Raw genomic sequence first — 26,478 nt, 5'->3', positions numbered from 1 at the left:
GCAAAACGGCGGACAAGTGTACTCGCTTCGCGGCCAGTAGGCTGCTGTCGTCCCTGCCTGCCCTTTCCCCATGCGACGCCCTTACTGCTGCCGGCGCTGCTCCAGCTCTTTCAGGCATTGCGCCACGCCGGCCTGCATTTGCGCATTGGACACCGCGGCACGGTCCGAAACCTCGCGGCAACGCACGTACTGGGCCTGGCTTTCCGCCGAATCCCGGATGACCGCGGGGGCAGCACCCGGCGCCGGCGTCACCGTCATGCGCAAGGTGGAAGGCGGCGACTGGCTGCCGTCCTTGGAGGGCGAACTGGGATATTGGTATTCGCGCGTGGCCTGCGTAGCGTCTTGGGCCTGCGCAGCGCCAGCCGCGCACAAAGCCGCGAACAGGAAGGCGGAAAGGGTGTGTTTTTTCATGGCGACCTCTGTTTGGTAAGCAATCGTCCGAGCGTGCAACGGCGTGGGCCCGCCCCGGACGAATCGCCTTATCGTAGCGTCCCCCGCCAGCGGGGGACGTGCCAAGACGCTACAGCGGCAAGCAGAGTTGTTTCCCGCCGTTTCGGGCCTATGCCTTGGGTGTGGCGGGCCGGGATTTGCGCAGGGGCGCCAACAACGACGACAGGCCGTTGTGGTCCAGTTCGTGCATCAAGGCCAGCAAACGGCCCAGTTCCCCGGGGGGAAATCCCTTGCGCGCGAACCAGGCCAGATACGGGCCCGGCAGATCGGCGATCAACCGCCCCTTGTACTTGCCGAAAGGCATGTCGCGGGTGACCAGCAATTGGAGAAGTTCGGGATCCATCGAACGAAACGCGCGGCCTTAGCGGGATGCCGTTGCGGAAAAGGCGATGTCGGCGGCAGGCACGGCCGCGATCTTGACGCCGAAGCTGGATATCGCGGACAGCGTGGCGTTGTGGTGCGCGCGGATCTGCGCGCCCGGCGCGTGCGGCTTGTCTTGCGTGGTGTGGGCATCGGCGGCCAGCGTGACCGGCAGGCCCAGCCCCGCCGCGCGGCGCACGGTGGTGTCCACGCAAAATTCGGTGGCATAGCCGCACACGACCAGTTCCGTCACGCCCGCATCGGCCAGCGTCTGGCTCAAGGTCGTGCCATGAAACGAATCAGGGGTGGTCTTGCGCACGCGGGCGTCTTCCGGCATGGGCTTCAGGCGGGAATCAAGCTCCCAGGCGGGCTGCCCGGGAAAAAACGCGCTACCGGGACTTTCGTGCTGCACATAAATCACCGGCACACCTGCGGCGCGCGCACGATCGGTCAGATCATTGATGCGGTCCAGAACCTGGTCGGCGTCGGCGGGCGGCGGCGACGTTTCAAACAAAGCGCGCTGCACATCGATCACTATCAAAGCGGTTGTCATGGCTATCCACATTCATACGGTGCGAAGCAGTCTACCCTACCGTGACCATCAGAATTCCAGCCGCCCGCGCAGTTCTTCGAACGGCACCATCACCTGTTGACGATACGCAGGCCGCGCCTGCAGCCTGTCGTACCAGGCGCGCACATGCGGCAAGGGCGGATGCGGGATGTCCAACTCGTAGTAGCGGTACAAGGCCGTCGCCGCCGGCACGTCCGCCAGGCCCAGCGCCTGCCCGCTCAGATAAGGCTGATCCGCCAGCGCGTCATCCAGTTTGCGCAGGCAGGCATGGGTGGCGTCGAGGCTGCGCGCGATGGCCGCAGCGTCGCGTTGCACCTCGGGCGTGCGGTAGTAGCCCCAAAACACGCCGCCCAGGAATGCGGGCTGCAACGCGGTCTGCGCCCAATCCATCCAGCCGTCGGCACGGGCGCGCGCCGCCGCCTGCTCCGGCCAGAATGCGGGGCCGCCATGGCGTGCGGCCAGATACCGCAAGATTGCGTGAGACTCCCAGACGGTCGCGTCGGCGTCGCGCAGCACCGGCACCTTGCCGTGCGGGTTCATCCGCAGGAATTCGGGCGACTCCAATAGGCCGAACTGCCCGCCTGCGGGCACGTGCTCGTAATCCAGGCCCAATTCGTCCGCCAGCCACAGCACCTTTTGCACATTGAACGAACTGCGCCGCCCCCAGATTGTGGTCTTGCCCGCAGCGGCGGTCATGGCGCAAACACGATGCGGGGCTCGCAACGCACCGGAAAATTCACGGAATTCGCGATGAAGCAGAAGTGGTGCGCCCGGTCGTGCAGTTCGGCGGCCAGCGCCGCGTCATCGCCCGCGCGGATGGTGACCTCGGGGCGCAAGGTGACGCAGGTGAACGCGCCGCCGCGGGCGGGATCCTCGGTCATGATGCCTTGTGCGTCGTCGCGGTAGGCCTCCACCGTGACGCCTTCGACCGCGCAAAAATGCAGATACCAAAGCTTGTGGCAGGCGGATAGCGACGCGACCAGCATGTCCTCGGGATTCCAGCGTGCCGGGTCTCCCCGGAAAGCCGGGTCGGAAGACCCGGGCACATCGGGTTTGCCTTCAGCCCGGATCACGTGGTCGCGCGAGTAGGCCGCGTAGCTGGAGGTGCCGGTGCCGGTGTTACCGGTCCAGTTCACCGTGACGGTGTAGTGGTGTTCGCCTTTCGCTTTCGTCATGATGGCTTTGGTATGCGCGCCGGTCCGGCAGCAGAAGACCCCAAGCGTAGCGCACATTTCCCCCGGGGCTTTACATCCCGTTTCAGCATGCCCCGGGTACTGTCCGTATCGTGAACCCGTTTTCCCACCAGGAGCTCGCCATGATGAAAACCACCCTGACCTGCACCCTGAGCCTTGCCCTGCTTGCCGGCTGCGCCCCCTTCAACGCCAACGACGCCCGCGACACGCCGGCCGACGGCCACACCGCGCGCAACGCGCTGGATTGGCCCGGTAGCTATGAAGGCACCCTGCCCTGCGCCGACTGCCCCGGCATCAAAACCCGGTTGACGCTGCTGAAAGGCGACCGCTACGAACGCCAGACCCAATACCTGGACCGCGAACCGCAGCCCGAAATCGTCACGGGCGCCTTCAGTTGGGAATCCGACGGCAGCACCATCCGGCTGGACGCGTCGGGCGACAGCCAGCGCTATTTCGTCGGCGAAAACCAGGTGACCATGCTGTACCGCGACGGCACGCGCCCGACCGGCCCGCTGGCGCCGCACTATGTGCTGCGGCGCGCGCAATAAGGCACGCCCCGGGCATCGCGCAAGCCTCGGTCTTCCGGCTATTCTTCTGGAATCGCCAGCGCCCGGCGGCGCGGCCCTACCCCAAGGAAGCCATGAAGACCGATCACGAGCTGCTCTCCGCCTTCGCCCCCACCGGGGCGCTGCGCGCGTCCATCAACCTGGGCAACCCCATCCTGGCCAACACCGACGCCGCCACCGGCCTGCCCGGCGGCGTATCGGTGGATCTGGCCACGGAGCTGGCGCGGCGCCTGGACGTGAAACTGGAGCTGGTGGTGTTCAAGTCCGCCGGTGAATCGGTCAACGCGGTGGCCGCCGAACAGGCGGACGTGGGCTTTTTTGCTATCGATCCGCTGCGTGGCGAACAGATCGCGTTCACCGCGCCCTACGTCGTGATCGAGGGCGCCTACCTGGTGCGTCAGGACTCCCCCATCACCGCCATGGACCAGATCGACCGCAAAGGCCAGCGCGTCGTGGTCGGCAAGGGCAGCGCCTATGACCTGTATCTGACCCGCGAGCTGAAGCAGGCCGATATTTTCCGCGCCCCCACCTCGCCCGCCGTCGTGGATACGTTCCTGAAAGAAAACATGGAAGTGGCCGCCGGCGTAAAGCAACAATTGGAAGGCGATGCGCAGCGCCTGGGCGGGCTGCGCCTGCTGGACGGCCACTTCATGCTGATCCGCCAGGCGATGGGCGTGCCCAAAAGCCGCGGCGCCAAGGCCGGCGCCTATCTGGCGGCCTTCGTTGAAGCCATGAAAAAGTCGGGCTTTGTCGCCGACGCCTTGGCCCGGCACAAGATCCAGGGCGCCGCCGTCGCGCCCCTGGAGGCCTGAACAAGGAATAAGGAAACGTAGGATGGATGAAGCGCGAGAAACTGTGCGAAAGAACATGAAACCCCAACGCGCGCAACCCATCAAGCAGCCGTCGCGTTGTGGCCGCCCCTGCCTGGAAGCAACCGCTGCTTGATGGGTTGCGCGCGCTGGGCCGCAATGTCCTTGCTTAAGAATTCTCGCGCTTCACCCATCCTACGGCCCACGACGAAAAAGGGCCGGACAATCCGGCCCTTTGGCTTCAACTTCATCGTCCTAGTGACTGATCATCCAGGGCCTTGCGCCCGCGAATGATTTGGCCCCATCCGCGGTAGTGCGCGTCTTGCCGGATGCGCGCCCGCTGGAACAACATCCGCAATTCATGCCGTGGCCCGAACGTGAACTGCGCGGCTCGTTGGCGCTGCGCTCATTGACGGCGCGCGCGCGGTTCACGGCGGAAGACAGCGCCGAAATCGCAGGCGCGCCGCCGATGATGCGGCCTGACGCCGCGCCGCATTGCGGGCAATCCGCAGGATCGCGCCATTGCGCCAGCGGCCGCAAGACGGCGAATTCGCCACAATCGCCGCAGGCATAGTCGTACATGGGCATCGTTGTCTCCTAGCGGTCGCGCGACAGCGGCATGTCCACCCCGCCCTTGATGTGCTTGACGGGCCCGGACGCCGACGGCTGGATATCGAAATCGAAGATCTCGGTCGGCAGCCAGAGCGTGGCGCAGGAGTTGGGAATATCCACCACGCCGCTGATGTGCCCCTGCACCGGCGCGCAACCCAGAAGCGAATAGGCCTGCGCGCCCGAATAGCCGAACTTCTTCAGATATTCGATGGCGTTCAGGCACGCCTGCCGGTACGCCACGTTCACGTCCAGGTAATGCTGCTTGCCCGTCTCGTCTACCGAAATGCCCTCGAAGATCAGGTAGTCCTTGTAGGCGGGCGTGATCGGGCTGGGCTTGAAGATGGGATTCTTGATGGCGTATTTCTCCATGCCGCCCTTGATCAGCGTCACGCGCATATGCACCCAGCCCGCCATTTCAATCGCGCCGCAGAACGTGATCTCGCCGTCGCCTTGCGAGAAGTGCAGATCGCCCACGGACAGGCCGCCCCCCTTCACGTAGACCGGAAAGAAGACGCGCGCGCCGCGCGACAAGTCCTTGATGTCGCAGTTGCCGCCGTGTTCGCGCGGCGGCACCGTGCGTGCGCCCTCGCCCGCAGCCTTATCGCGTTCGGCGCCTTGCAACGCGCCCATGTGCGCCGTCTTGGGCGCCGGCGGATTCGCCAGCGGCGGCACGCGGTTGGGGTTAGTGTCGATCAATGCCTGCTCGCGACGGTTCCAGGTATCCAGCAGCTTCTTGTCGGGCAGGCAACCGATCAGGCCGGGGTGAATCAGGCCCGCGAAATTCACGCCCGGAATGTGGCGCGACGAGGTAAACATGCCATGGAAATCCCAGATGGATTTCTGCGCATGCGGAAAGTGCTCAGTGAGGAAGCCGCCGCCGTTATTGCGGCTGAAGAACCCGTTGAAGCCCCACAGGCTATCGGGCTTGGCGCCGATGTCCAGCAAATCCACGACAAGCAAGTCGCCGGGCTCGGCGCCTTCGACGCCCACCGGGCCAGACAGGAAGTGCACCGTGGACAGGTCCACGTCGCGCACATCGTCGGCGCTGTCGTCATTTTTGATCGCGCCGCCGGTCCAGTCATAAGTTTCCAGCACGAAATCGTCGCCGGGCTTGACCCAGACCGCCATCGGGATGTCCGGATGCCATCGGTTATGGATTTGCTTGTTTTCGTAAGGGGACTGGTCCAGATCGACTTTGATGAGCGTATTCGACATTCTCTTTCATCTCCAACATAACGTGTTGATAAAACAGAACTTCAGCCGGATGTGCGTCCAATTTCCTTGCCGGATTGGATCTTCGGAATCGTTGACCTGTTAGCGATGGTAGACGTGTTCAGGCGATTTGCCATACTGGTTTTCCATGCAGTGGCAGCGCCCGCGCCGCAACCGGGCGCAACGCGTTTTCGCGGCAGTTATGATGCGAACCATCTTCAGCGTCACATCAAGGTTCACCGCATGGCAGTTCCGCACCGCCGGCCCCTGGCCGCCTTCCTGATCATCACCGCCTGCGCGGGGGCGTCCGCGCATGCCGCCGACGATTGCGTGGCGCGGATCGACGCCGGGCTGGCCAGCGTCAAACGCGCGCAGGACGTGCAACGCACACGCGAAGCATCTAACGACCTGCAATTGAATCGCGACCTGTGCCAAGGCCGCCTGGACTTGCTGGATGCGCGCTTTGCGCTCAGCGACGATTTCGAGGCGTGTCGCCGCGAGGGCGCGGCCTTCTCGGATCAGGTCGTCAAGACGCTGACCCGCGCGTCGGACGACCTTGCCGACATGAAGGCTGCCTGGATCCGGACCTGCGGCCCGCAGATGAAAGACTGATCAGGCCGCGGCGGCCAGTTCGGCGCTTTTCGGGAAGAAAATGGCACGGCTGGGATCGAAGCCATACAGCCCTTCGAAATCGGCAGCGTCCGCAGCCAACGCGCGCACCGACTCCAGAATGAACTCGGCCTTCGCGTCAGGCAACAGCGCGCTGAAATTCAGTCTGACAAATCCCGGTTTTTCGATTTCGCGGCCGTCAAGGATGGCCTGGCGCATTTGCAGCGACTGATCCTCGCCAATATCGAGCAGGCGATGGACATAAGGCCCGGCGCATGCGCAACCGCCGCGGGCCTGGATGCCGAAGCGGTCGCTCAACATGCGGGTGACCAGTTGCTGATGCACGAAACCGCCCTTGCCGTTGCGAACCCGGAAAGAGAAGATCGGCAGACGGTGAGCCGTCAGCGATCCCAGCAGCTCCAGTTGCTCGACGTTTTTCCAGGCGCCAAGCGCCCGCTGCACGAATTGCGCGTTGCGTTGCTGCATGAAGTCGGCGCCCAACGCTTCCTTCACCAGCAGGACCAGCGCGGCGCGGATGTCGCCCACGACGTTGGGCGTGCCCGCTTCTTCGCGGGATTCCAGGCTGCCGCTGTAATCGTGCCCCACCGGCGACACGAATTTGACGGTGCCGCCGCCCGGCCACGTCGGCGTCGTCTCCGTTACGGCGTCGCGCCGCACGATCAGCACGCCGGAGGCGCCCGGGCCGCCGATGAACTTATGCGGCGAGAACACGATGGCGTCGATCTGCGCATCCGGCGCCGGCGACATCTGAACGGACAGGTACGGCGCGCCGCCGGCGTAGTCCCACAGCATTTTTGCGCCCGACCGTTTGACCAGCCGCGTGATGGCCGGGACATCCGCGACGATGCCGGTCACGTTCGAAGCCGCCGACAGCGCGCAGACGACGAGCGTGCCGCCCGGCGCTTGCAACGCGGCGGCCAACTCGGCCAGATCCGGTCCGCCTTCGGGGTTTTCACCCAATTCGATGAGTTCGGCGCCGCATTCGCGCCAGGGCAGAATGTTCGAGTGATGTTCATACGGACCGATGATCACGCGGACTTTCCGACCCGCTGCAATGGCCGCATGCACGCCGAACAAGTGAACCAGCCGATTGATGCCGGCCGTTGCGCCCGAGCCCGCGAAAATCACCGCGTGCTCGTCGCCGGCGCCGCAGCACCGGCCGACGGCGGCGCGCGCTTCGCGGCGCAACCGCGTGATGAACCCACCACAATAGGACGCCTCGGTGTGCGAGTTGGCGTAATACGGAAGCACTTGTTCGAGGATGAAGCGTTCCACCTGCATCAAAGCGCGGCCGGATGCGACGTAGTCCGCGTAGACCAGCGGCTTCGTGCCAAACGGGCCGTCCACGACGGCGTCCTTGCCGATAAGCCCTTCGGCGAGCGCCGCGGCGACGTCGCCGGTTTTCAGGCTTTCTTGAAACTGCTGCAAGAGGGTGGGCTTGGCGGGGCCGGTGGCAATGGGCGTATTCATGGTGGCGCGGATTCCGATAGATTCTGAAATATCATACGATGGAAGCCATGATGAAACATCACCGATATTTTGCTTAAAACCGGCAAAAACAGATCAAATGATCGAACAAATGGAAAAAATAGATAAACTTGATCTCAGCATCATCAGCTGCCTGCAAAAAGACGGCGCACTGTCTCAGCGGGAGCTGGCGGATCGGGTGGGTTTGTCGCAAAACGCATGCTGGCGCCGCCTGCAGCGCTTGAATGCCTGCGGAATCATCCGCGGCACGCGGGCCGAGGTCAGCCTGGCCGCGCTAGGGCTGGACTTGACCGTATTCGTGATGATCCGCACCAACCACCACGCCAAAGCCTGGGCGGACGGGTTTCGCCAACACGTGGAGCGCCTGCCCGAGGTGACCGAGTTCTACCGCATTGGCGGCGACTGGGACTATCTGATCAAGGTGGTCTGTCGCGGCATGGCGGGTTATGACCGCTTCTATCAGAAGCTGATCACGGATTTTGAGTTATCAACGGTGACCGGCTTCTTCAGCATGGAAGCGATTATTGAAAACCGCCCGCCCGATCTTCGCGTGCTGGAAGGCTGATATTCTTACGCTTTCGGGCGTAGGCGCGCACAGATGCGCCCGCCCCTCGCGGGAACTTTCCCGCACCGGCTCGTTCGAACCGTCCATTGATCCCATCGCGGAGACCCGCCAGGCCATGATTCTCTAAGCCCTCCCCCCTGATCCTCCTTGCCGCCTTGCGCGCAAGGCGTCTCATTGATCCGGAGAGCTCTCCATGGCCCAGTCTTCGCACGCGCCGGCCCAGGCGCATCCTCAACCGCCTGCGGCGGCTTCTTTCATCGCCCTGCACCACGTCAGCTACGCGCTGCCCGATGGCCGCGTTCTGCTGGACGATATCAGCCATGACTTTGCCGTGACGCGCCACGGGCTGGTCGGGCGCAACGGAACAGGCAAGTCCGTACTGCTGCGCGTATTGCAGGGCGGCCTGATTGCGCATTCGGGCCGTGTCGCGCGCCACGGGCGTATCGCCTACGTGCCCCAGACCCACACGCATGAACCCGGCGCCACCTTGGCCGACGTTGCTGGCATAGGCGCCATTCTGCGCGCCCTGTCCAACATCCAAGCCGGAAGCACCGCGCAGACCGACTTCGATTTGGCCGATGGGCATTGGCTGATTCAAGATGATTGGTCCCGCATGCTTGCCGACGCGGGGCTGCCGGCCTGGGCGCCGGACTATCCCGCCCGCGCCGCAAGCGGCGGCGAGTTGACCCGTGTAGCGCTTGCAGGCGCCCTGTTGCAAGGCGCGGACGGCCTGCTGTTGGACGAACCCAGCAACCATTTGGATACGCGGGCGCGCGGCTGGCTTATGGAGAGAATCAACGCATGGCGCGGCGGCCTGATCATCGTCAGTCACGACCGCGCCTTGCTGGACGCCATGTGCCACATCGTCGAATTGGACCGCGGCACGCTCAGCGGCCATGCAGGCAATTACAGCGCCTATCGCGCTCAACGCCGCCTGCAATCCGCCGCCGCCGACGCCGCGCTGGCGCATGCCCGCCACGAACGCGTGGCCGGCTTGCGCGCGCTGCGGCAACAACACGACGCCCTACTCCAACGCAGCGCGCGTAACGCCCGCCAAGCACGCGACGCCAACCAGGCGGCCATCCTGCTGGGCATGAAAAAGGCAAATGCCCAAGGGCATGCCGGCCGCGAACACCTGCGCCGACAGCAAACAAGCGCCGCGCTTGACGATGCCGTCAAGCAAGCCGCGGCGCGCGTGACGCCCACACCGGGCGTGGCGCTGGCGCTGCCAGAAACAGTCGTCCCCCAGGGACGGCGCGTCCTGCATCTGGAAAACGCCGTGCCTCCTTATCCCGCAAACGCGCAGGCAGTGAGCCTGACCCTGAGCGGCCCGTTCCGGCTGGCTGTCCACGGACCGAATGGGTGCGGCAAGAGCACCCTCTTGTCGATGCTGGCTGGCGAGCTTGGCGCCAAGCAGGGCACATGCGACGTGCGTGTGCCCACCGCCATGCTGGATCAGCGTGCTACGGGTTTGCCGGACGGCCGATCATTGCTGGCAACCCTGGAAACCCTGGGCACATCCCTGCCCGAAGGCGAGCTGCGCAGCCGCCTGGCTTTGCTGGGGCTGGGCCCTGCCTTGGTCGACGCCCCTGCGGAAACGCTGAGCGGTGGCGAACGCGTCAAGGCGGCCCTGGCGCGCGCATTGTGGCGCGAGCGGCCCGCGCAATTGCTGCTGCTGGATGAACCCACGAACCACCTGGATATTGCGTCGGCGGAGGCGTTAGAGGACGCGCTAAAAGCGTATCCGGGCGCGATGGTAGTTGTGTCGCACGATACGGCGTTTTTGGACGCGATTGCGCCAACGCACAGGCTGAGTCTAGATAGCCCGCATTCCGGCACGGCGGCTTGGCACGTGTCGTCATGCTGACACCGTTGCTTCAAGGGTGACCTACCACCCCTCTGGGTGTTCAGGCAGTCAGCGCTTTTTGCCAGGCGGCGAGCTTCTTCTCGAAAGAGGCGGCGGCGTGCGCAGGGCTGGTGGACGGCAGGTCCACGTATTCCAGGTCGGCCCGGGGTAGCGTCGGCAACACGTAACGGCGGAACAGGGCGGCCGCTTTGCCGCCGTTGAAGCAGATGCGGATGATGGCGGGATGGGCGGCCAGGAAGGCGGCGAAGTCGTTGGGGACCAGCGTGTCAGGGCGGATATCGGCATCCAGGCTGCCGGGACGTTCGCAGGCTTGTAGAACGTCCCATAGCGCGACGCCCGCGACTTGCAAGGCATGCAGCCGCTGCGGGTAGTCCAGGGCGAAATCGAAGCCCAGGACGCGGCCCGCGATGGGCCAGAACGCATTGCGGGGGTGCGCGTAATAACGCGCCTGCTTCAGCGAGGCGACGCCGGGCATGGAGCCCAGCACCAACACCCGCGAGCCAGGGGTGGCGACAGGGACAAAGCCCCAAACTTGTTCGTTGCGCCCTTGCGGCGCGGTATCCACGCGTTGTTCCATTTGCGCAGGATACGTCAGACGGCACCCGCCCGCCCGGGCGGACGCCGCAGTCGGCTAGCAACCCAGGAGACCTTTGCCCCAGCGCGCCGACCTTGCTTTTATCGTCCGATATATGGAACAGTGCTTACCAGCCGGGGGGACTACCGAAACGATCGTTCCGCCCTTATCTTTAACCCTATGACGAACGGTCCCGCAGGGGCCGCGCAATAGGAATAGATACCATGAAGAAGATCCTCGGTTTGCACGCCGCTCCCCGCCCCCACTGGGTGGGCGACGGCTTCCCGGTGCGCTCGATGTTCTCCTACAACGATAAAGGCAAGAACGTCAGCCCGTTCCTGCTGCTGGATTATGCCGGCCCGGCCACGTTCGAGCCGGCCGACCATCCGCGCGGCGTAGGCCAGCACCCCCATCGCGGTTTTGAAACCGTGACCATCGTCTACAGCGGCGAAGTCGAGCACCGCGATTCCACCGGCAACGGCGGCGTCATCGGCCCCGGCGATGTGCAATGGATGACGGCGGCTTCGGGCATCCTGCATGAGGAATTCCATTCCCCCGCGTTCACCCGGTCGGGTGGCGAGCTGGAAATGGTGCAGCTATGGGTAAACCTGCCTGCCCGCGACAAAACCGCGGCGGCCGGTTACCAGGGCATCCTCAGTGCGGACATTCCCGTGGTGGCGTTGCCGGACGGCGCAGGTTCGCTGCGCGTGATCGCGGGCAGCTTCGCGGGCCAGGCCGGTCCGGCGCGCACCTTCACGCCCATGGACGTGTGGGATGTGCGCCTGAATGCAGGCAAGGCAGCGACCTTCCCCGTCGCCGCTGGCCGCAACAGCATGCTGGTGGTGCTGCGCGGCACGGTGCTGGTCAATGGGGAATCCGTTGCTCGCGACGCGCATCTGGCGTTGTTCTCGCAGGAAGGGGAAGACATCACCGTCGAAGCCAACAACGATGCCTTGTTCCTGGTCCTGAGCGGCGAGCCGATCGATGAGCCGGTGGTGGGATACGGTCCGTTCGTGATGAACTCGCAAGCGGAAATCGTCGAAGCCATTCAGGACTTCAACGCCGGCCGCTACGGGAAGATGCACTGACGCCAGACGCTGGCCAGCCAGGGCTGTTGGTCGCGGGGCAGTCCTTCGGGACGGTAATAGTGTTCAAGCTCTTCGAACCCGGCGTCCGCCAGCAGGCGGCGCCACCCGTCCCGGTCGTGATAGACGCCATAGCGCCCACGGTTCCAACCTTCCTGATTGCCGCCTCGCGGGTTGGACGTGAACAGGACGCCGCCCGGTTTCAGCGTGCCGCGCAAGGCGCGCAGCACCTGGGGCAGTTCCTGACCGGGCACATGGAACAGCACGGCATTGGCGAAGATGCCGTCAAAGCGTTCCGCGGGCAAAGCCAGTTTCAGGAAGTCCTGGTGCCAGACTTCGCACCCACTGGCCGCGCGCGCCATCTCGACAAAACGCGGCGTGCCGTCCAACCCCACCGGCCGATGGCCCAAGGCGGCAAAGGTCTTGAGATCGCGGCCCGGGCCGCAACCCAGGTCCAGGATGTCATAGGGCGGCTCGCCCTGGATATGCCGTAGCAACGCGCCGATATTCTGGCTGACATCGTGGTCACGCGTGCCGGCCTCGAACGATTCCGCGTTCTCTTCGTAATGCGCGAGCGTCAGCGCGCTGATCTTGGCAAGGTCTTCAGGGTCCAGTTTCATCAAGCCATTGTGCCTCGTTCCGTCATGCCGCGCAGCCCCATCCGCTTGGACTTCTTGCCCACACAGATATGAAAGAAAAAAGCCCGCGCGCCTATGCGGCGCGCGGGCTTTTCAGACGCAGTCAGCGGTCAGGCTACCAGGCGCCCTTCGATCTTGACCTTGGTGGCCGGCAGGTCTTCGGGCAGGCCCTGGGCCAACTGGCCGAACAGCTCATCGTGCAGCGCCAGTTCGTCGCGCCAGGCGCCGGCGTCCACCGACATGACCTGATCGAACTTGTCCGGGGTGAATTCCAACCCCGTCCAGTCGATGTCCTGATAGCTGGGCGAGATGCCGAACACTTGGTCCACGCCCTTGGACTGGCCGTCGATGCGGCCCAGCATCCAGCGCAGCACGCGCATGTTCTCGCCAAACCCGGGCCAGACGAACTTGCCGTCCGGACCCTTGCGGAACCAGTTGACGCAGTAGATGCGCGGCAAGGTGGCGCCCGCGGCTTCCATCTGCTTGCCCAGCTTCAGCCAGTGGTTGAAGTAGTCGCTCATGTTGTAGCCGCAGAACGGCAGCATGGCGAAGGGGTCGCGGCGCACCACGCCCTGCTGCCCGACGGCGGCGGCGGTGGTTTCCGAACCCATGGTCGCGGCCATGTAGACGCCTTCGACCCAGTTGCGCGCCTCGGTCACCAGCGGCACCGTGGTGGAGCGGCGGCCGCCGAAGATAAAGGCATCGATGACCACGCCTTCGGGGTTTTCCCATTCAGGATCGATGGACGGGCATTGCGCGGCCGGCGCGGTGAAGCGCGCGTTCGGGTGCGCGGCCTTGCGGCCGGTTTCGCGCGCGATGGCGGGCGTCCAGTCCTGGCCCTGCCAGTCGATCAGGTGCGCGGGCGGCGTGTCGGTCATGCCTTCCCACCAGACGTCGCCATCATCGGTCAAGGCCACGTTGGTGAAAATGACGTTGGCCTTCAGGGTGGCCATGGCGTTGAAGTTGGTCTGCTCGCTAGTGCCCGGCGCCACGCCGAAATAGCCGGCTTCCGGGTTGATGGCGTGCAGGCGGCCGTCGGCGCCCGGCTTGATCCAGGCGATGTCGTCGCCGATCGTGGTGACCTTCCAGCCGTCCATGCCTTGCGGCGGGATCAGCATGGCGAAGTTGGTCTTGCCGCAGGCGGACGGGAATGCGGCGGCCACGTGGTATTTGCGGCCCTTGGGCGACGTCACGCCCAGGATCAGCATGTGTTCGGCCAGCCAGCCCTGGTCGCGCCCCATCGTGGAGGCGATGCGCAGTGCAAAGCACTTCTTGCCCAGCAGCGCGTTGCCGCCATAGCCCGAGCCGTAGCTCCAGATCTCGCGGCTTTTGGGGAAATGCACGATGTACTTGGTCGGGTTGCACGGCCAGGCCACATCGGCTTCGCCGTCGGCCAGGGGCTTGCCCACGGAATGCACGCAAGGCACGAAATCGCCGTCGGCGCCCAGCACGTCGTAGACCTGCTTGCCCATGCGCGTCATGATGCGCATGTTCACGGCCACATACGGGCTGTCCGACAGTTCCACGCCGATGTGCGCGATATCCGAGCCCAGCGGGCCCATCGAGAACGGCACGACATACAGGGTGCGGCCACGCATGGCGCCGTCGAACAGGCCATTGAGGGTGTCGCGCATCTGGGCCGGATCGGCCCAGTTGTTGGTGGGGCCGGCGTCTTCGGGCCGGTCCGAACAGATGAAGGTGCGGTCTTCGACGCGCGCGACGTCGGAAGGATCCGAACACGCCAGGAAGGAATTGGGCCGCTTGGCGGGATTCAGCCTGCGCATCGTACCGGATTGGACCATCTGTTCGCACAGGCGGTCATATTCTTCTTGCGAACCGTCGCACCACACGACGCGATCCGGCTTGGCCAACGCGACGAAGCTGGCCACCCAGTCGATCAGGCCGCGATGCTTGACGTAGGCCGGCACGTTCAACGCCGCAAGGCCCCCATCCAATGGCTTATTCATTGGGGCTATCTCCATACATAGACAAATGGTGATACGGCCCCAATTCAGCTGGGGCCGTATGTAATTTGCGCCATCATACTTGCAGCGCTGGGCAACCCGTCAACCCATCCACATGGACGAGTTTGTCACGGGTTGAGACCGGCTCAAACGTAGCGGCCGTCGCGCAACTCCCGACGGATGATCTTGCCCGTGGCGGTAGTTGGCAAACTGGTTACAAACCGGATCGCGCGCGGGTATTCGTGCGCGGCCAAACGGGTGCGGACATGCGCCTGCAAGGCCTTGATGAGCGCGTCGTCGCCGTCGAAGCCGTCGTTCAGCACCACATAGGCCATCACGATTTCCGTGCGCTGCTCGTCGGGCACGCCCACCACCGCCGCCATGCGCACGGCGGGATGGCCGATCAGGCAATCTTCGATGGGGGCCGGACCGATGCGATAGCCGGCGCTGGTGATGACGTCGTCGTTGCGGCCCACGAAGCGGATGAAGCCTTGCGCGTCGCGCACGCCCAGGTCGCCGGTCAGCAGGTAGTCGCCCACGAATTTCTCGGCGGTGGCCTCGGGGTTGTTCCAGTAGCCCAGGAACATGACGGGATCTGGCCGCAATACGCCGATGTTGCCCTCTTGTCCATCGGCCACTTCCACGCCCTGGTCATCCACAATAGCCACCCGATGCCCCGGCGCGGCGCGGCCGATCGAGCCGATTTCCGGGTCGAACAGCGACGAACACGACGACACCAGCATGTTGCATTCGGTCTGCCCGTAAAACTCGTTAATGGTGACGCCCAGCACCCGGCGGCCCCAGTCGATCAGCTCGGCGCCCAGCGATTCCCCGCCGCTGGCCACCGAGCGCAGCGCCAGGGGACCCGCGCCCTCGGGATAGGGCGCGCCGCGCATCATCTTCAGCGCGGTGGGCGGCAGGAAGGTGTGGGTCACGCCGTGGCGCGCCATCAGTTCCAGGGCGGACGTGCCGTCGAATTTCTCGAAACGGCGCGCCAGCACCGGCACGCCGTGGTGCCACGACGGCAGCAGCACGTCCAGCAGGCCGCCGATCCATGCCCAATCAGCCGGCGTCCACATCAGCTTGGCGTTTTCGGGGAAGAATTCATGCGACATCTCCACGCCGGGCAGGTGCCCCAGCAGAACGCGATGCGCGTGCAGCGCGCCCTTGGGCTTGCCCGTGGTGCCCGACGTATAAATGATGACGGCAGGGTCGTCCGCCGCCGTCGGCACCGGGGGGTAGTCGTCGGACTCAGCGGCCAGCGCCGGATGGAACGGCACCGCGCCGCCCTCGCCTTCGCCGTCGATGCAATAGATGACCTTCAGGTCCGGCAGGCTGGCGCGGATTTCGCGCAGCTTGCGGCAGCCGTCGGCGTCGGTGACCAGGGCGGCCGCGCCGCTGTTGGCCAACCGGTACTGAATGGCGTCGACGCCGAACAGTGTGAACAGGGGCACCGCCACCGCGCCCATCTTGTAGACGGCAATGTGCGTCACTGCGGTCTCGGGCGCTTGCGGCAGGTACACCGCCACGCGGTCGCCGCGCCGCACGCCATGGCGCGTCAGGCTGTGCGCCAGGCGGTTGGACTGCGCCTTGATGTCGTCGAAGGTATAGCGCGTTTGCTCGCCGTCGCTTTTTTCGTAGATCAGGGCCACGCGCCCGCTGCCGTCCGCCCATTTGTCGCAGGCGTCGACGCCGATGTTGAACGCCGCCGGCACCTGCCATTGGAATTGGGACACAAGCCGCTTATAGGATTCCGCTCGGGACAGCATGGTTTAGTCTCTGATGTTGTTATGGATCATCCAGGGCTTGCTCTACTTGCTTGACCCTGGCTCAATAATAAGCTCGCCTACCCGCCCCTTTGCCGTCCGCATGGAAAAAACCCCCGCCGTCCCGATCCGCCGCCCACCGGCCAGCGCAAAATCCGAGCAGCGCATCCGCGACATCCTGCACATGGCCCGCCAGGTGTTCTCCGAGGCCGGCTTCCAGGCGGCCACAACGACCGAGATCGCCCAGCGGCTGGGCGTTTCCGAAGCCACGATATTCACTTACTTCGGCGGCAAGCGGGAACTGTGCGTCCGGGTGATCAGCGATTGGTACGACGAGATCATCGGCAAGGTGGAAGACAGCCTGCCCCACGTGCAGGGCGCCCGCGCCCAGCTGCACTATCTGGTGCATACGCACCTGAGGCACCTGCTGGCCGAGGGGCCGGGGCTGTGCGCCTTCATCCTTTCCGAAGGACGCGCCCGCAATGACGATTTCGGCGAGGTCTACGCCGGCTTGCAGCGCCGCTACACCGCGCCGCTGATGCGCATCCTGGCGCAGGGCCAGGCGGACGGCGATATCCGCCGCGACATGCCCTTGCGGCTGCTGCGCTCGTCGGTCTACGGCCCGATGGAGCATGTGCTGTGGGACGCCATCCTGCGTGGCGCGCGCGTCGACGTCGCGGCCACGGCCGACCAGTTGGTGGGTTTCCTCTGGCAAGCCTTGCAGCCGCCTCGCCAGGACACGCTGGCGCTGGCCCGGTTCCGCGGAGAAGTGCGCGACGCGCTGCATCGCCTTCAGGCGTCCGACGTGTCCGACGAGTCCGGGGAGTCCGAGAACAAGGTCGGCCGCACATACTGAGGAAAGCCGCTATAGACGTCGCCGCGCTCGGCGGGCCGCAAGGTCCAGGAGTGCCGGGCGTTGGGCACGCCCCCGTCCACGCGGATGACGCTGCCGTTGATGAAAGCCGCCGCGGGCGACAGCAGGAACACGACGGCCGCCGCCAGTTCGGCCTCGGTTCCAAAGCGTTGCAGCGGCACCTTGGTCTTCAGTTCGCGCAACACGGCGCGGTATTTGTCGTCGTAGCTATCCATGCCGCTGGATGCGATCCAGCCCGGCGCCACCGCATTGACGCGCACGCCCGCGTGCGCCCACTCGCAGGCCGCGGTTTCGGTCAGGTTCCAGACGCCGGCGCGCGCCGCGCCGGAATGCCCCATGCCGGGCATGCCGCCCCAGATGTCCGCCAGCATGTTGACGATGGCCCCGCCATGCTGCCGCATGTGCTGTGTATAGACCTCGCGCGCCATCAGGAAGGTGCCGTGCAAGTTGTTCTGGACCACTGCGTTCCAGCCATTGAAACTGATGCGGTCCAGCGGCGCCGGGAACTGCCCCCCGGCGCAATTGAACAAGCCGTCGATGGCGCCGTGACGCGTCAGCACATCGGTGACCGCGCCGCGCACGCCGGCCTCGTCGCGAATGTCGCAGGCATGCAGGCTGATGCGCCCAGCCGCTTCCGGATAGACACGGGCGCCTCGCCCGTCGCCTCCAGTTTGTCCCGCTTGCGGCCCACCAGGGCCAGGCTCGCGCCCAGCGCAGCCAACTCGTGCGCGGTGCAGCGCCCCAGACCGCTGCCGCCGCCCGTCACCAGAATGGTCTTGCCGTCGTAAAGCCCCGGCCGGAACACCGATGCGTAACGCTGATCGGCGGCGCCGCCGCCCGATTGTGGATTCATGTCTCGCTCCGTTATTTTTTTGAGGATAACTCAATATTTAAAGGGAATGAATCGAGAATTACCCAAAATAATCTTAGAATCATTGCCTATACAGACCGAATTTATTGAGCCATATTCAATACAACGGGAGATCCGCATGACTCTGCACGCCCCGCTAGACGTCGCCCACGACGGCGCGATCGTCCGCCTGACGCTGAACCGGCCCGACATGCGCAATGCCTTCGACGAGACGCTGATCGCTGCGCTGACCCGCGCGGTTGCCGACGCCGCCCAGGATCCCCGCGTGCGCGTACTGCTGCTGACAGGCGCGGGCAAGGCGTTCTGCGCGGGCGGCGACCTGAACTGGATGCGCAAGATGGCCACGCACACCGACGCCGACAACCGCGCGGACGCCACCCGGCTGGCCGACATGCTGCACACGATCTGGGCCTGCCCCAAGCCGGTGGTGGCGTGCGTGAACGGCGACGCCTACGCCGGCGGCATGGGGTTGCTGTCGGCCTGCGACATCGCCATCGCCGCGGACAGCGCGCACTTCTGTCTGTCCGAAACGCGCCTGGGTTTGCTTCCGGCCACGATCAGCCCCTATGTGATCCGCGCCATGGGAGAGCGCGCGGCCAACCGCTATTTCCTGACGGCCGAACGCTTCGACGCGGCCACCGCGCTGCGTTTGGGGCTGCTGCACGACGTGGTGCCGGCCGAGCGGCTGCACGACGAGGCCGAGGCGATCTGCCGCACGCTATGCGCCAATGGCCCCGACGCGGTCCAGGCCAGCAAGCGGCTGGTGCGCGACTTTGCCGGCCAGCCCATCGACGCCGCGCTGATCGCCGACACGGTTGAACGCATCGCGGCCTGCCGCAGCACGAGCGAGGCCCGCGAGGGCGTCGCCGCGTTCCTGGAAAAGCGCGAGCCTTCATGGCGGCAGGTTTCCTGAGGGCGCGGCGCCACGATGCCTAACGGCGGGTATCCCTGAACGGTGGGGCAGGCATCAACGATGCGATAACCCTCTTGAATGGTGCGCCGGGCGCTCTTGCCCGCCATGACATAATCTATGGCGCATCTTCAGGAATCTTCATGCCGCACGCAATGCCCCCTTCCTCGCTCTCTACATCCGCTTCCCCGTCCCGCCCGTTCCCTCCGCTTAACGCCGACCGCCTGTGGTCCCGCGTGGAAGCGCTGTCGCGGTTCACCTTGCCCGACGTCCCCTGGACGCGGCGCGCCTTCTCGCCGCTGTTCGACGAAGCCCGCGCCTGGCTGCGCGGCGAATTCGAAGCCGCCGGGCTGGCCACCCGCCTGGACGCCGGCGGCAACCTGGTCGGCACCCGCTCCGGCCGCGACCCCGCCCGCAAGCCCATCGCCACCGGCTCGCATTGCGACACCGTCATGGCCGGCGGCCGCTTCGACGGCATCATCGGCGTGCTGGCCGGCATCGAAGTCGCGCACACCCTGCAAGACCACGGCATCGAACTGGCGCATCCGTTCGAGGTCATCGACTTTCTGTCCGAAGAGCCCAGCGACTACGGCATTTCGTGCGTGGGCAGCCGCGCGCTCTCCGGCCAACTCACGGCCGACATGCTGGCCGCCCGCAACCCGGACGGCGAGACGCTTGCCCAAGGCATCGCCCGCGTCGGCGGCGACCCGGCAGCGCTGCATGCGCCGTTGCGGGGCGCCGACGGCACCGCCGCGTTCGTCGAACTGCATATCGAACAAGGCCCCGTGCTGGAAAGCCGTGGCCTGCCGATCGGCGTGGTCACCAACATCGTGGGCATCCGCCGCGTGCTGATCGTGGTGGAAGGCCAGCCCGACCACGCAGGCACCACGCCGATGGACATCCGCCGCGACGCGCTGGTGGGCGCCGCGCGCATCATCGACGCGGCCAGCCGCCAGGCCAGCGCCGCCAGCGGCAACCCGCATTACGTGGTGGCCACCGTGGGCCGGTTGTCGATGACCCCGAACGCCGCCAACGCCGTGCCCGGCCGGGTGGAGTTGACGCTGGAAATGCGCAGCGACAGCAACGCCGTGCTGGACACGTTCCCGGAAACGCTGATGGCCGGCGTGGCCGACGACCTGAAGGCGCTGCGCCTGACGGCCGGTTTCACGCCGTTGAGCCGCGCGCAGCCCACCGACTGTTCACCGCTGGTGATGGATGCCGTCAAGGCAGCGGCCGACCAACTGGGCTACGCCTCGATGCGCCTGCCCAGCGGTGCAGGCCACGACGCGGTGTACATGGCGCCCACCGGCCCCATCGGCATGATCTTCATCCCGTGCCTGAATGGCCGCAGCCACTGCCCGGAAGAGTGGATCGAGCCGGCGCAACTGTTGGACGGCACCCGCGTCCTGTACCAATCGGTGCTGGAACTGGACCGGGTGCTGCGCGACGGGTCGCGCGGCGCCTGAACCCGCACACCCATTCGGCGTCCGAGGGTATCGCCGGCCCCCGGGCGCCGCGCTGCCATAATGGACGCCTTGCGCCCGGTTCGCTTGGCGCCCACGACACGCTCATTCGCCGCCCATGGAACAGATTGAACTCAATGACAGCACCGCTGACCGCTTCCTGCTGGATGCGCCCGGCCTGACGCTGCTGGTCTTCCACAGCCGTACCTGCGGCACCTGCCGTATCGCGCGCGAACAGCTTCCCGCGCTAGAGCTGCCGGTTGAACGCGTGTGCTGGGTAGATGCGGGCGACAACCGCGGCTTGGTCGAACGCTACGAGGTCTTTCACCTGCCCGCGATGTTCGTCACGCGCGACGGCGCGTTCTTCGGGCCGGTGCAGTCCACGCTGGCCGAATGGGACCTGCGCCAACAAATCGGCCTGGCGCTGGACAGCTATCCCGCCGAACTGCCGTGACCGCGCCCGCCGCCAAGCCCACGCGTTTGCCGCTGGACGCGCTGGCGACCAGCGGCATGCTGGCCCTGTGCGTGTGCTGGGGATTCCAGCAGATCGCCATCAAGCTGGTGGCCGACGACATTGCGCCCATCATGCAGATCGGCCTGCGCTCGGCATTCGCGGCGCTGGTGTTGGCGGTGGTCGTGTGGCGGGCCGAAGGCCTGCGCGCCTTCCGCGATGGCACCGCCCTGCCCGGCCTGATCGTCGGCTTGCTGTTCGCGGGCGAATTCCTGTTCGTGGCACAGGGCCTGCTCCACACCACGGCCTCGCACATGTCGGTGTTCCTGTACACCGCCCCGATCTTCGCCGCGCTGGGCCTGCACTGGCTGCTGCCCGAAGAACGCATGCAACCGCTACAGTGGCTGGGCGTGGCGATCGCGTTCGGCGGCATCGCGGTGGCATTCCTGGGAAAGCCCGCGCAGCCCGCACAGACGGGCGCCGGCAATATGCAGCTGGGCGACGCCATGGGTCTTGCGGCGGGGCTGCTTTGGGGCGCCACCACGGTCGCCATCCGCAAGACATCCCTGTCTGAAGCCGCGCCCGCCAAGACGCTGTTCTATCAGATGGGCGTGGCCGCCGCCGGACTGCTGGCGTATGCCGCCGCCACGGATCAAGAAGCCATCCGCTACACGCAGGCGGCCGTGCTTAGCGTCGCCTTCCAATCCGTGGTGGTGGCGCTGTCCAGCTACCTGGCCTGGTTCTGGCTGCTGCGCCGCTACCTTGCTTCGCGGCTATCGATCCTGTCGTTCATGACGCCGCTGTTCGGCGTAAGCTTCGGCGTGCTGATCCTGGACGAACCGCTGGACGCCGGCTTTGTCATCGGCGCCGCGCTGGTGCTGGCGGGCATCACGCTTGTCAGCGGCGGCGAGGTCATCAGGAACTTGCTTCGCAGACGGCGCGCTTAGCGGGCTTGCGGGCCTAGCGGGCTTGCCGGCTAGCGGGCTAGCGGGCTAGCGGGCTAGCGGCATGATAGGTTGCGGGTTTGCGGCGTGATGGGTTGCGCGCGCTTAAAGACCGCGAACCGACGCCCCGCGTCTCGCGCTCCACCCATCCTACGGAGCCAGGGCGTTATCAAGATGGCGCACCCGTCCTAGCCTACGTCGTTTGTACGTTAGCGCATCATCCGCTGCACCGGCCGTCGTTCGTAGGATGGGTGGAGTGCGCGTTGGCCGTGCCGGCAGGCGCTGACGCTGGCCGCACGTAACCCATCACCCCCATCACCCCCCCCATCCCCCCGTCAGCCTCGCGCCTTGCCCAGGTTCAGCACGATCAGCGCCGCGCCCGCCAGCACGAAGGCGAATCCCCACCAATCCGCCGCGGCGGGCCGATCGCCCACCAACGCCATTGCACCCAACACCCCGACGACCGGCACCATCAGGGTCGTCAACGCCGCGACCGTGGCGCTGACCTTTTCGCTCAGCACGAACCACAGCCAATACGCCACGGCCGTACCCAGAATGATGTGATACGCCAGCGCGCTGGCCACTTGCACGTTCCAGCCTTGCATTGGAAACGATTCGCCCGCGATCAGCATGCCCGTCAATGCGCAGGCCGCGCCCACCACCAGTTGCCAGGCTGTCACCACGATCCGGTTGCCGGCCACGGGCCAGCGCTTCAGATAGACGGTGCCTGCGGCCCAGCCGAACGCGGCGATCAACGGAAAGGCCAGGCCTTTCGTCGCGGCGATGTCGTGGTCGGCGAAGACGGCGCGCAGCACCGGCCAGGCCAGGATCGCCACGCCCACCGCGCCCAGCGCCAGCGCCACGGCGCGGCGCCGGTCCGGGCGTTCGCCCAGCACGGCCCAGGCCAGCACCGCGGACATCATCGGCATCGTAAAGGTCAGCACGGCCGCGCGCGATGTGCTGGTGCTGAGCTGCGCCCACGCCACCGCCAGGTTGAACACCGCCACGGCCAAGATGCCGCCCACGACGATGCCCGCCCACGACGCGCGCGGCGGCAGCAGCGCCACGCGCTTGGCGCGCGCCAGCAGCAGCAACAGCAGCGCGCCGCTGCCCAGGCCGATGACGCGCAGCGTGAACGGCGGGAAGATCGACAAAATGATCTTCACCGCCGGCCAATTCAGCCCCCAGAACAGCGCAAGCGCAACCGGGATCAGGCGCACGCGGCCTTTTCCCGGGCAATCCGTTCCGCCAGACCCGTGCGCTGATTGCCTTCGGCGTCGAAGTTCGTGGGGTTCAGCCAGTGTTCGTAGGCGGCACGCAGCGCCGGCCATTCGCCGTCGATGATCGAAAACCACGCCGTATCGCGACTGCGGCCCTTATAGACCGTAGCTTGCCGGAAGATGCCCTCGAACTGGAATCCCAGCCGCGCGGCCGCCTTGCGCGACGGCGCATTCAGGCTGTCGCACTTCCATTCATAACGGCGATAACCCAGTTCATCGAACGCGCGGCGCATCAGCAGGAACTGGGCCTCGGTCGCGATACGGGTGCGTTTCAATTGGCGCGAAAACGACACGAAACCCACTTCGATCACGCCGTTGGCCGGATCAATGCGCATCAGCGCCAGCGTGCCGATGGCGCGCCCCGTTTCCAGGTCGATGATGGCGTGATGCAAGGGGTCGTTGCCCGCCTGCACGGACTCGGCGAACGCCCGGTAGGCCGCCTCGTCGGCAAACGGGCCGACGCCCATGTACGTCCAGTCGCTGTCGTCCGGCGCCTGGCTGAACGCCTGATAAAGATCCGCCGCGTGGCGCTCGGCGGACAGCGGTTCCAGCCGGCAATACTGTCCGATGGCGGGGGTCAGGGGCGGACGCGCGCGCGGCGTCCAGCCGGAAACATCGGGGCCGATGGGTTGTTGGAAAGCATTGACGCGGGGTTGCATGCTACAGAGCCTCATCCTGGTTAGCGCGCGTCGCCGGGCGGTGGCGGACGCAACACGCATGACCTCACGATATCGGAATCGTGGCATCATAAAAAGCACCACGATCCTTGAATTTAATAGGGCCATGAACCCCCTTTCCCCTCAGGGCGTCCCCAAGGACGCGGCACTGCTATCCAGCCCGCTGGCGCGCGGGCCCGGCGCGTTACCCCGGCAGCGCCAGTTGATTCAGCGGCTGAAGCAGGCCATTCTGGCCGGTCAATTACCCGCCGGCGGCAAACTGCCGTCCTCGCGCACGTTGTCCGAAGACCTGGACATTTCGCGCAACACGGTCCTGATCGCCTATGAACAACTGACGGCCGAAGGCTATGTCATTGCCGACCGGCAAGGCACCCGCGTGGCGCCCTTGTCGGCGACGGCCAGCAACGCTGCCAGGCAGGCCGCGCCGCCTCCAGCCGAGGCCTCCTTCACCGCCAAACGCCTGTCGCGCATCGTAGCCACGCGATACCTGCACGATGGCTCGCTGCCCATGACGCCCGGCACGCCGGCGCTGACGCAGTTTCCGGTAAATGCCTGGCGCCGCGCGCAGGACCGGGCGCTGCAGGCCGCCCCGGCCACCACGCTGGGCTACGGCCACCCGGTGGGCGAACCCGCGCTGCGCGAAGCCATCGCCCAGTACCTGCGCGTATCGCGCGGCGTGCGCTGTGACGCCTCGCGCATTGTCATCACCGAAGGGGCGCAGGGCGCACTGGCGCTGTGCGTCCAACTCCTGACCAACCCCGGCGACACGGCCTGGCTGGAAGACCCCGGCTACCGTGGGGCCAAATCGGCCTTCCATGCGGGTGACCTGGACGTCGTGGCGATGCGCGTGGATGCCGATGGCATGGTGATCCCCGAAGCGACGTGGCAAACACGCCCGCCGCGGCTGATACAAACCACGCCGTCGCACCAATACCCAACGGGCGCCGTGTTGTCGGTGGCGCGCCGGCTGGACCTGCTGGACCGTGCGCGGCGCGCGGGCGCGTGGATCATCGAAGACGATTACGACAGCGAATTCCGCCATCAGGGCGAACCCATCGCGGCCATGCAAGGCCTGCTGCCCGACGCCCCCGTGCTGTATGTGGGCACCTTCAGCAAGACCATGTTCCCTGCCCTGCGCCTGGGCTTCCTGGTGTTGCCGGAAACCATCGCGGCGCAAGCCATGCCGTCCGTTATCGAAATGCTGCGCGGCGGCCACCGGCTGGAACAACTGACCATGGCCGCGTTCATCGACAACGGGCAGTTTTCTCGCCATCTGGGGCGCATGCGGCGGCTATACCGCGAACGCCAGGCCGCGCTGCGCGACGCGTTGGCCGCGCACCTGGAAATCGACCACGAGGTCTTGGGCGGCCACAGCGGATTGCATTTGACCGTGCGGCTGCCGCCGGCGTTTTCCGATGTGGCGATCGTGGAACAGGCGCGCAAGCTGGGGATGAATCCCGGCGCGCTGTCATCGTTCGCGATCACGCCCCGCCCGGAAGACAACGGGCTGGTGATCGGATATGGGAATACCGGGGCCGAGCGGTTCCCGGCGTTGGTCGGCCGGCTACGGGATATCGCATTGAAAAGCAGGCGCTGACCGCAGGGTCTCGAGGCCCGCGCGGCGCGCCTTTTCGCGTTGGCAGGCCTAGTCCACCAAACCGCCCAGCACCAGCATCGCCAGGACCAGCCAGAAAAGGAATCCCAGGATGGAGCGGCGCAGCAAAGCCTTGACCGCCGCCCACAGGAACATCAATCCCAGCACCAGCAGGACGAAGTTGAAGAAGGACGGGCTCATGCCCATCGCGCGGGCCAAGCCGGCATAGAAATCGCCCAAGGCGCCCCCCAACCCGCCCAGCAGCCATTGGATACCCGAGACGATGCTCCGGAGGGCTTCGCCGAGCATGCCGCCCAGCGACGCGAAAAAGCCGTCGTTTTGTTCCATCAGCGACGCGTATCCATGATCATGCGCACGGCAAGGCCGGCCAGCACCGTGCCCATCAACCAGCGCTGCACCACCATCCACAAGGGGCGGCCCGCCAGGAAGCCGGCGATCGAGCCCGCCGTGATGGCGATGACGGCGTTGACCGACAGGCTGATCACCACTTGCGTCATGCCCAGCGCCAGCGACTGGGTGAACACGCTGCCGTGGTCTGGCTGGATGAACTGCGGCAGCAGCGATACGTACATGACCGCGATCTTGGGATTCAGCAGGTTGGTCACCAGCCCCATCGTGAACAGCGTGCGCGGGCTGCTTTTGGGCAATGCGCGCACCTGGAACGGCGAACGGCCGCCCGGCCGGATCGCCTGCCAGGCCATGTACAGCAGGTACAGCGCGCCGCCGATGCGCAGCGCGTCATAGGCCAGGGGCACGGTCAGCAGCAGGGCCGTGATGCCGAACGCCGCGCACAGCACATAGAAGATGAACCCCACCGCCACGCCGCCCAGAGAAATCAGGCCGGCCTGGGGGCCTTGGGAAATGGACCGGGACACCAGGTAAATCATGTTGGGCCCGGGCGTAAGCACCATGCCCAGCGCAACCAGGGCGAACGTCAGCAAATGAGTCAGGTCAGGCATGATGAGCCGGCAGGCGCCGGGCGAAGTCGGATTCAAGGCCTACACGTTATCGCAAAACTGTACCGGAACAGCGTTTTTTTGTCG

General features: G+C 65.8%; 28 protein-coding genes and 1 pseudogene. 12 read left to right on the top strand and 17 right to left on the bottom strand.

Annotated elements, in window-relative coordinates:
• Positions 1-81: 81 nt before the first annotated feature.
• The 5 genes from ACI0FO_RS20400 to ACI0FO_RS20380 form a co-directional block, all read right to left on the bottom strand.
• Complete coding sequence (locus tag ACI0FO_RS20400; protein WP_416029594.1) at positions 82-411, bottom strand: hypothetical protein; 330 nt, start codon at positions 409-411, stop codon at positions 82-84.
• A gap of 148 nt (positions 412-559) precedes the next feature.
• Positions 560-793, bottom strand: a complete 234-nt coding sequence (locus tag ACI0FO_RS20395; RefSeq protein WP_416029592.1) for a DUF3820 family protein — start codon at positions 791-793, stop codon at positions 560-562.
• Between the two features lie 18 nt (positions 794-811).
• Entirely contained in the window at positions 812-1,363 is a 552-nt protein-coding gene (locus tag ACI0FO_RS20390) for a cysteine hydrolase family protein (protein WP_416029590.1), read from the bottom strand.
• Between the two features lie 48 nt (positions 1,364-1,411).
• Positions 1,412-2,077, bottom strand: a complete 666-nt coding sequence (locus ACI0FO_RS20385; protein WP_416029588.1) for a glutathione S-transferase family protein — start codon at positions 2,075-2,077, stop codon at positions 1,412-1,414.
• The gene (locus tag ACI0FO_RS20380; protein ID WP_416029586.1) at positions 2,074-2,556 is read right to left on the bottom strand and encodes an OsmC family protein; all 483 of its coding nucleotides are present in this window, start codon (positions 2,554-2,556) and stop codon (positions 2,074-2,076) included. The genes ACI0FO_RS20385 and ACI0FO_RS20380 overlap by 4 nt, the downstream gene beginning before the upstream one ends.
• 140 nt (positions 2,557-2,696) lie before the next feature.
• On the opposite strand from ACI0FO_RS20380, the gene ACI0FO_RS20375 reads away from it, so the two are divergent.
• Both ACI0FO_RS20375 and ACI0FO_RS20370 read left to right on the top strand, forming a co-directional pair.
• Positions 2,697-3,122 (top strand): copper resistance protein NlpE, encoded by a 426-nt coding sequence (locus ACI0FO_RS20375; protein WP_416029584.1) that lies wholly within the window; start codon positions 2,697-2,699, stop codon positions 3,120-3,122.
• A gap of 92 nt (positions 3,123-3,214) precedes the next feature.
• The gene (locus ACI0FO_RS20370) at positions 3,215-3,952 is read left to right on the top strand and encodes an ABC transporter substrate-binding protein (protein ID WP_416029582.1); all 738 of its coding nucleotides are present in this window, start codon (positions 3,215-3,217) and stop codon (positions 3,950-3,952) included.
• 252 nt (positions 3,953-4,204) lie between these two features.
• Here ACI0FO_RS20370 and ACI0FO_RS20365 read toward each other — a convergent pair whose 3' ends face one another.
• Together ACI0FO_RS20365 and fmdA are read right to left on the bottom strand one after the other, a co-directional pair.
• Positions 4,205-4,537, bottom strand: a complete 333-nt coding sequence (locus ACI0FO_RS20365) for an FmdB family zinc ribbon protein (protein ID WP_416029581.1) — start codon at positions 4,535-4,537, stop codon at positions 4,205-4,207.
• A 9-nt stretch (positions 4,538-4,546) separates the two neighbouring features.
• A complete protein-coding gene (gene fmdA, locus ACI0FO_RS20360) occupies positions 4,547-5,776 on the bottom strand; it encodes a formamidase (RefSeq protein ID WP_416029579.1) in 1,230 nt (409 codons plus the stop codon).
• A 240-nt stretch (positions 5,777-6,016) separates the two neighbouring features.
• On the opposite strand from fmdA, the gene ACI0FO_RS20355 reads away from it, so the two are divergent.
• A complete protein-coding gene (locus ACI0FO_RS20355) occupies positions 6,017-6,385 on the top strand; it encodes a hypothetical protein (protein WP_416029577.1) in 369 nt (122 codons plus the stop codon).
• On the opposite strand, the gene ACI0FO_RS20350 is transcribed toward ACI0FO_RS20355, so the two are convergent.
• Positions 6,386-7,873 (bottom strand): aminotransferase class V-fold PLP-dependent enzyme, encoded by a 1,488-nt coding sequence (locus ACI0FO_RS20350; protein WP_416029575.1) that lies wholly within the window; start codon positions 7,871-7,873, stop codon positions 6,386-6,388.
• A 97-nt stretch (positions 7,874-7,970) separates the two neighbouring features.
• Between ACI0FO_RS20350 and ACI0FO_RS20345 the strand changes: the two genes are divergently transcribed.
• Positions 7,971-8,456 (top strand): Lrp/AsnC family transcriptional regulator, encoded by a 486-nt coding sequence (locus tag ACI0FO_RS20345; RefSeq protein WP_416029573.1) that lies wholly within the window; start codon positions 7,971-7,973, stop codon positions 8,454-8,456.
• Positions 8,457-8,649: 193 nt separating this feature from the next.
• Positions 8,650-10,323, top strand: a complete 1,674-nt coding sequence (locus ACI0FO_RS20340) for an ABC-F family ATP-binding cassette domain-containing protein (protein WP_416029571.1) — start codon at positions 8,650-8,652, stop codon at positions 10,321-10,323.
• A 40-nt stretch (positions 10,324-10,363) separates the two neighbouring features.
• Here ACI0FO_RS20340 and ACI0FO_RS20335 read toward each other — a convergent pair whose 3' ends face one another.
• Complete coding sequence (locus tag ACI0FO_RS20335) at positions 10,364-10,900, bottom strand: DNA-deoxyinosine glycosylase (protein WP_416029569.1); 537 nt, start codon at positions 10,898-10,900, stop codon at positions 10,364-10,366.
• A gap of 221 nt (positions 10,901-11,121) precedes the next feature.
• Here ACI0FO_RS20335 and ACI0FO_RS20330 point away from each other — a divergent pair, with 221 nt between their 5' ends.
• Entirely contained in the window at positions 11,122-11,985 is an 864-nt protein-coding gene (locus ACI0FO_RS20330; protein ID WP_416029567.1) for a pirin family protein, read from the top strand.
• On the opposite strand, the gene ACI0FO_RS20325 is transcribed toward ACI0FO_RS20330, so the two are convergent.
• The 3 genes from ACI0FO_RS20325 to ACI0FO_RS20315 form a co-directional block, all read right to left on the bottom strand.
• On the bottom strand, positions 11,967-12,602 hold the full coding sequence (locus tag ACI0FO_RS20325; RefSeq protein ID WP_416029565.1) for a class I SAM-dependent DNA methyltransferase: 636 nt from the start codon (positions 12,600-12,602) through the stop codon (positions 11,967-11,969). The genes ACI0FO_RS20330 and ACI0FO_RS20325 overlap by 19 nt on opposite strands.
• A 128-nt stretch (positions 12,603-12,730) precedes the next feature.
• The gene (locus ACI0FO_RS20320) at positions 12,731-14,587 is read right to left on the bottom strand and encodes a phosphoenolpyruvate carboxykinase (GTP) (protein ID WP_416029563.1); all 1,857 of its coding nucleotides are present in this window, start codon (positions 14,585-14,587) and stop codon (positions 12,731-12,733) included.
• 143 nt (positions 14,588-14,730) lie between these two features.
• Positions 14,731-16,353: an acyl-CoA synthetase gene (locus ACI0FO_RS20315; RefSeq protein WP_416029561.1), complete on the bottom strand. Its 1,623-nt coding sequence runs from the start codon at positions 16,351-16,353 to the stop codon at positions 14,731-14,733.
• A gap of 100 nt (positions 16,354-16,453) precedes the next feature.
• Between ACI0FO_RS20315 and ACI0FO_RS20310 the strand changes: the two genes are divergently transcribed.
• Complete coding sequence (locus ACI0FO_RS20310) at positions 16,454-17,206, top strand: TetR/AcrR family transcriptional regulator (RefSeq protein WP_416029559.1); 753 nt, start codon at positions 16,454-16,456, stop codon at positions 17,204-17,206.
• Here the strand turns inward: ACI0FO_RS20310 and ACI0FO_RS20305 are convergent.
• Positions 17,143-18,077: pseudogene (locus ACI0FO_RS20305) on the bottom strand (SDR family oxidoreductase). The gene ACI0FO_RS20310 and the pseudogene ACI0FO_RS20305 sit on opposite strands and share 64 nt — an antisense overlap.
• A 136-nt stretch (positions 18,078-18,213) precedes the next feature.
• On the opposite strand from ACI0FO_RS20305, the gene ACI0FO_RS20300 reads away from it, so the two are divergent.
• The 4 genes from ACI0FO_RS20300 to ACI0FO_RS20285 all read left to right on the top strand — a co-directional run bounded on the left by ACI0FO_RS20300 (position 18,214) and on the right by ACI0FO_RS20285 (position 21,866).
• On the top strand, positions 18,214-19,008 hold the full coding sequence (locus ACI0FO_RS20300) for an enoyl-CoA hydratase/isomerase family protein (RefSeq protein WP_416029557.1): 795 nt from the start codon (positions 18,214-18,216) through the stop codon (positions 19,006-19,008).
• A 140-nt stretch (positions 19,009-19,148) separates the two neighbouring features.
• On the top strand, positions 19,149-20,471 hold the full coding sequence (locus tag ACI0FO_RS20295) for a Zn-dependent hydrolase (protein ID WP_416029555.1): 1,323 nt from the start codon (positions 19,149-19,151) through the stop codon (positions 20,469-20,471).
• Positions 20,472-20,586: 115 nt separating this feature from the next.
• Positions 20,587-20,922: a thioredoxin family protein gene (locus tag ACI0FO_RS20290; RefSeq protein WP_006226863.1), complete on the top strand. Its 336-nt coding sequence runs from the start codon at positions 20,587-20,589 to the stop codon at positions 20,920-20,922.
• 56 nt (positions 20,923-20,978) lie between these two features.
• Positions 20,979-21,866: a DMT family transporter gene (locus ACI0FO_RS20285; RefSeq protein ID WP_416029849.1), complete on the top strand. Its 888-nt coding sequence runs from the start codon at positions 20,979-20,981 to the stop codon at positions 21,864-21,866.
• Between the two features lie 332 nt (positions 21,867-22,198).
• Here ACI0FO_RS20285 and ACI0FO_RS20280 read toward each other — a convergent pair whose 3' ends face one another.
• On the bottom strand, positions 22,199-23,083 hold the full coding sequence (locus tag ACI0FO_RS20280; RefSeq protein WP_416029553.1) for a DMT family transporter: 885 nt from the start codon (positions 23,081-23,083) through the stop codon (positions 22,199-22,201).
• On the bottom strand, positions 23,074-23,802 hold the full coding sequence (locus ACI0FO_RS20275; RefSeq protein ID WP_416029551.1) for a GNAT family N-acetyltransferase: 729 nt from the start codon (positions 23,800-23,802) through the stop codon (positions 23,074-23,076). The genes ACI0FO_RS20280 and ACI0FO_RS20275 overlap by 10 nt, the downstream gene beginning before the upstream one ends.
• Before the next feature lie 124 nt (positions 23,803-23,926).
• Here ACI0FO_RS20275 and ACI0FO_RS20270 point away from each other — a divergent pair, with 124 nt between their 5' ends.
• Entirely contained in the window at positions 23,927-25,417 is a 1,491-nt protein-coding gene (locus tag ACI0FO_RS20270; RefSeq protein ID WP_416029549.1) for a PLP-dependent aminotransferase family protein, read from the top strand.
• A 48-nt stretch (positions 25,418-25,465) separates the two neighbouring features.
• On the opposite strand, the gene ACI0FO_RS20265 is transcribed toward ACI0FO_RS20270, so the two are convergent.
• Together ACI0FO_RS20265 and ACI0FO_RS20260 are read right to left on the bottom strand one after the other, a co-directional pair.
• Complete coding sequence (locus tag ACI0FO_RS20265; RefSeq protein WP_416029547.1) at positions 25,466-25,762, bottom strand: hypothetical protein; 297 nt, start codon at positions 25,760-25,762, stop codon at positions 25,466-25,468.
• A complete protein-coding gene (locus ACI0FO_RS20260; RefSeq protein WP_416029545.1) occupies positions 25,762-26,394 on the bottom strand; it encodes a LysE family translocator in 633 nt (210 codons plus the stop codon). Before ACI0FO_RS20260 ends, ACI0FO_RS20265 begins: the two co-directional genes overlap by 1 nt.
• Between the last annotated feature and the right edge of the window lie 84 nt (positions 26,395-26,478).

This window comes from Achromobacter marplatensis (assembly GCF_049060505.1).
Classification (GTDB): Bacteria; Pseudomonadota; Gammaproteobacteria; order Burkholderiales; family Burkholderiaceae_B; genus Achromobacter; species Achromobacter marplatensis_A.
Note: the sequence above shows the minus strand (reverse complement) of the source record. Positions and strands in the feature narration are given on the sequence as shown.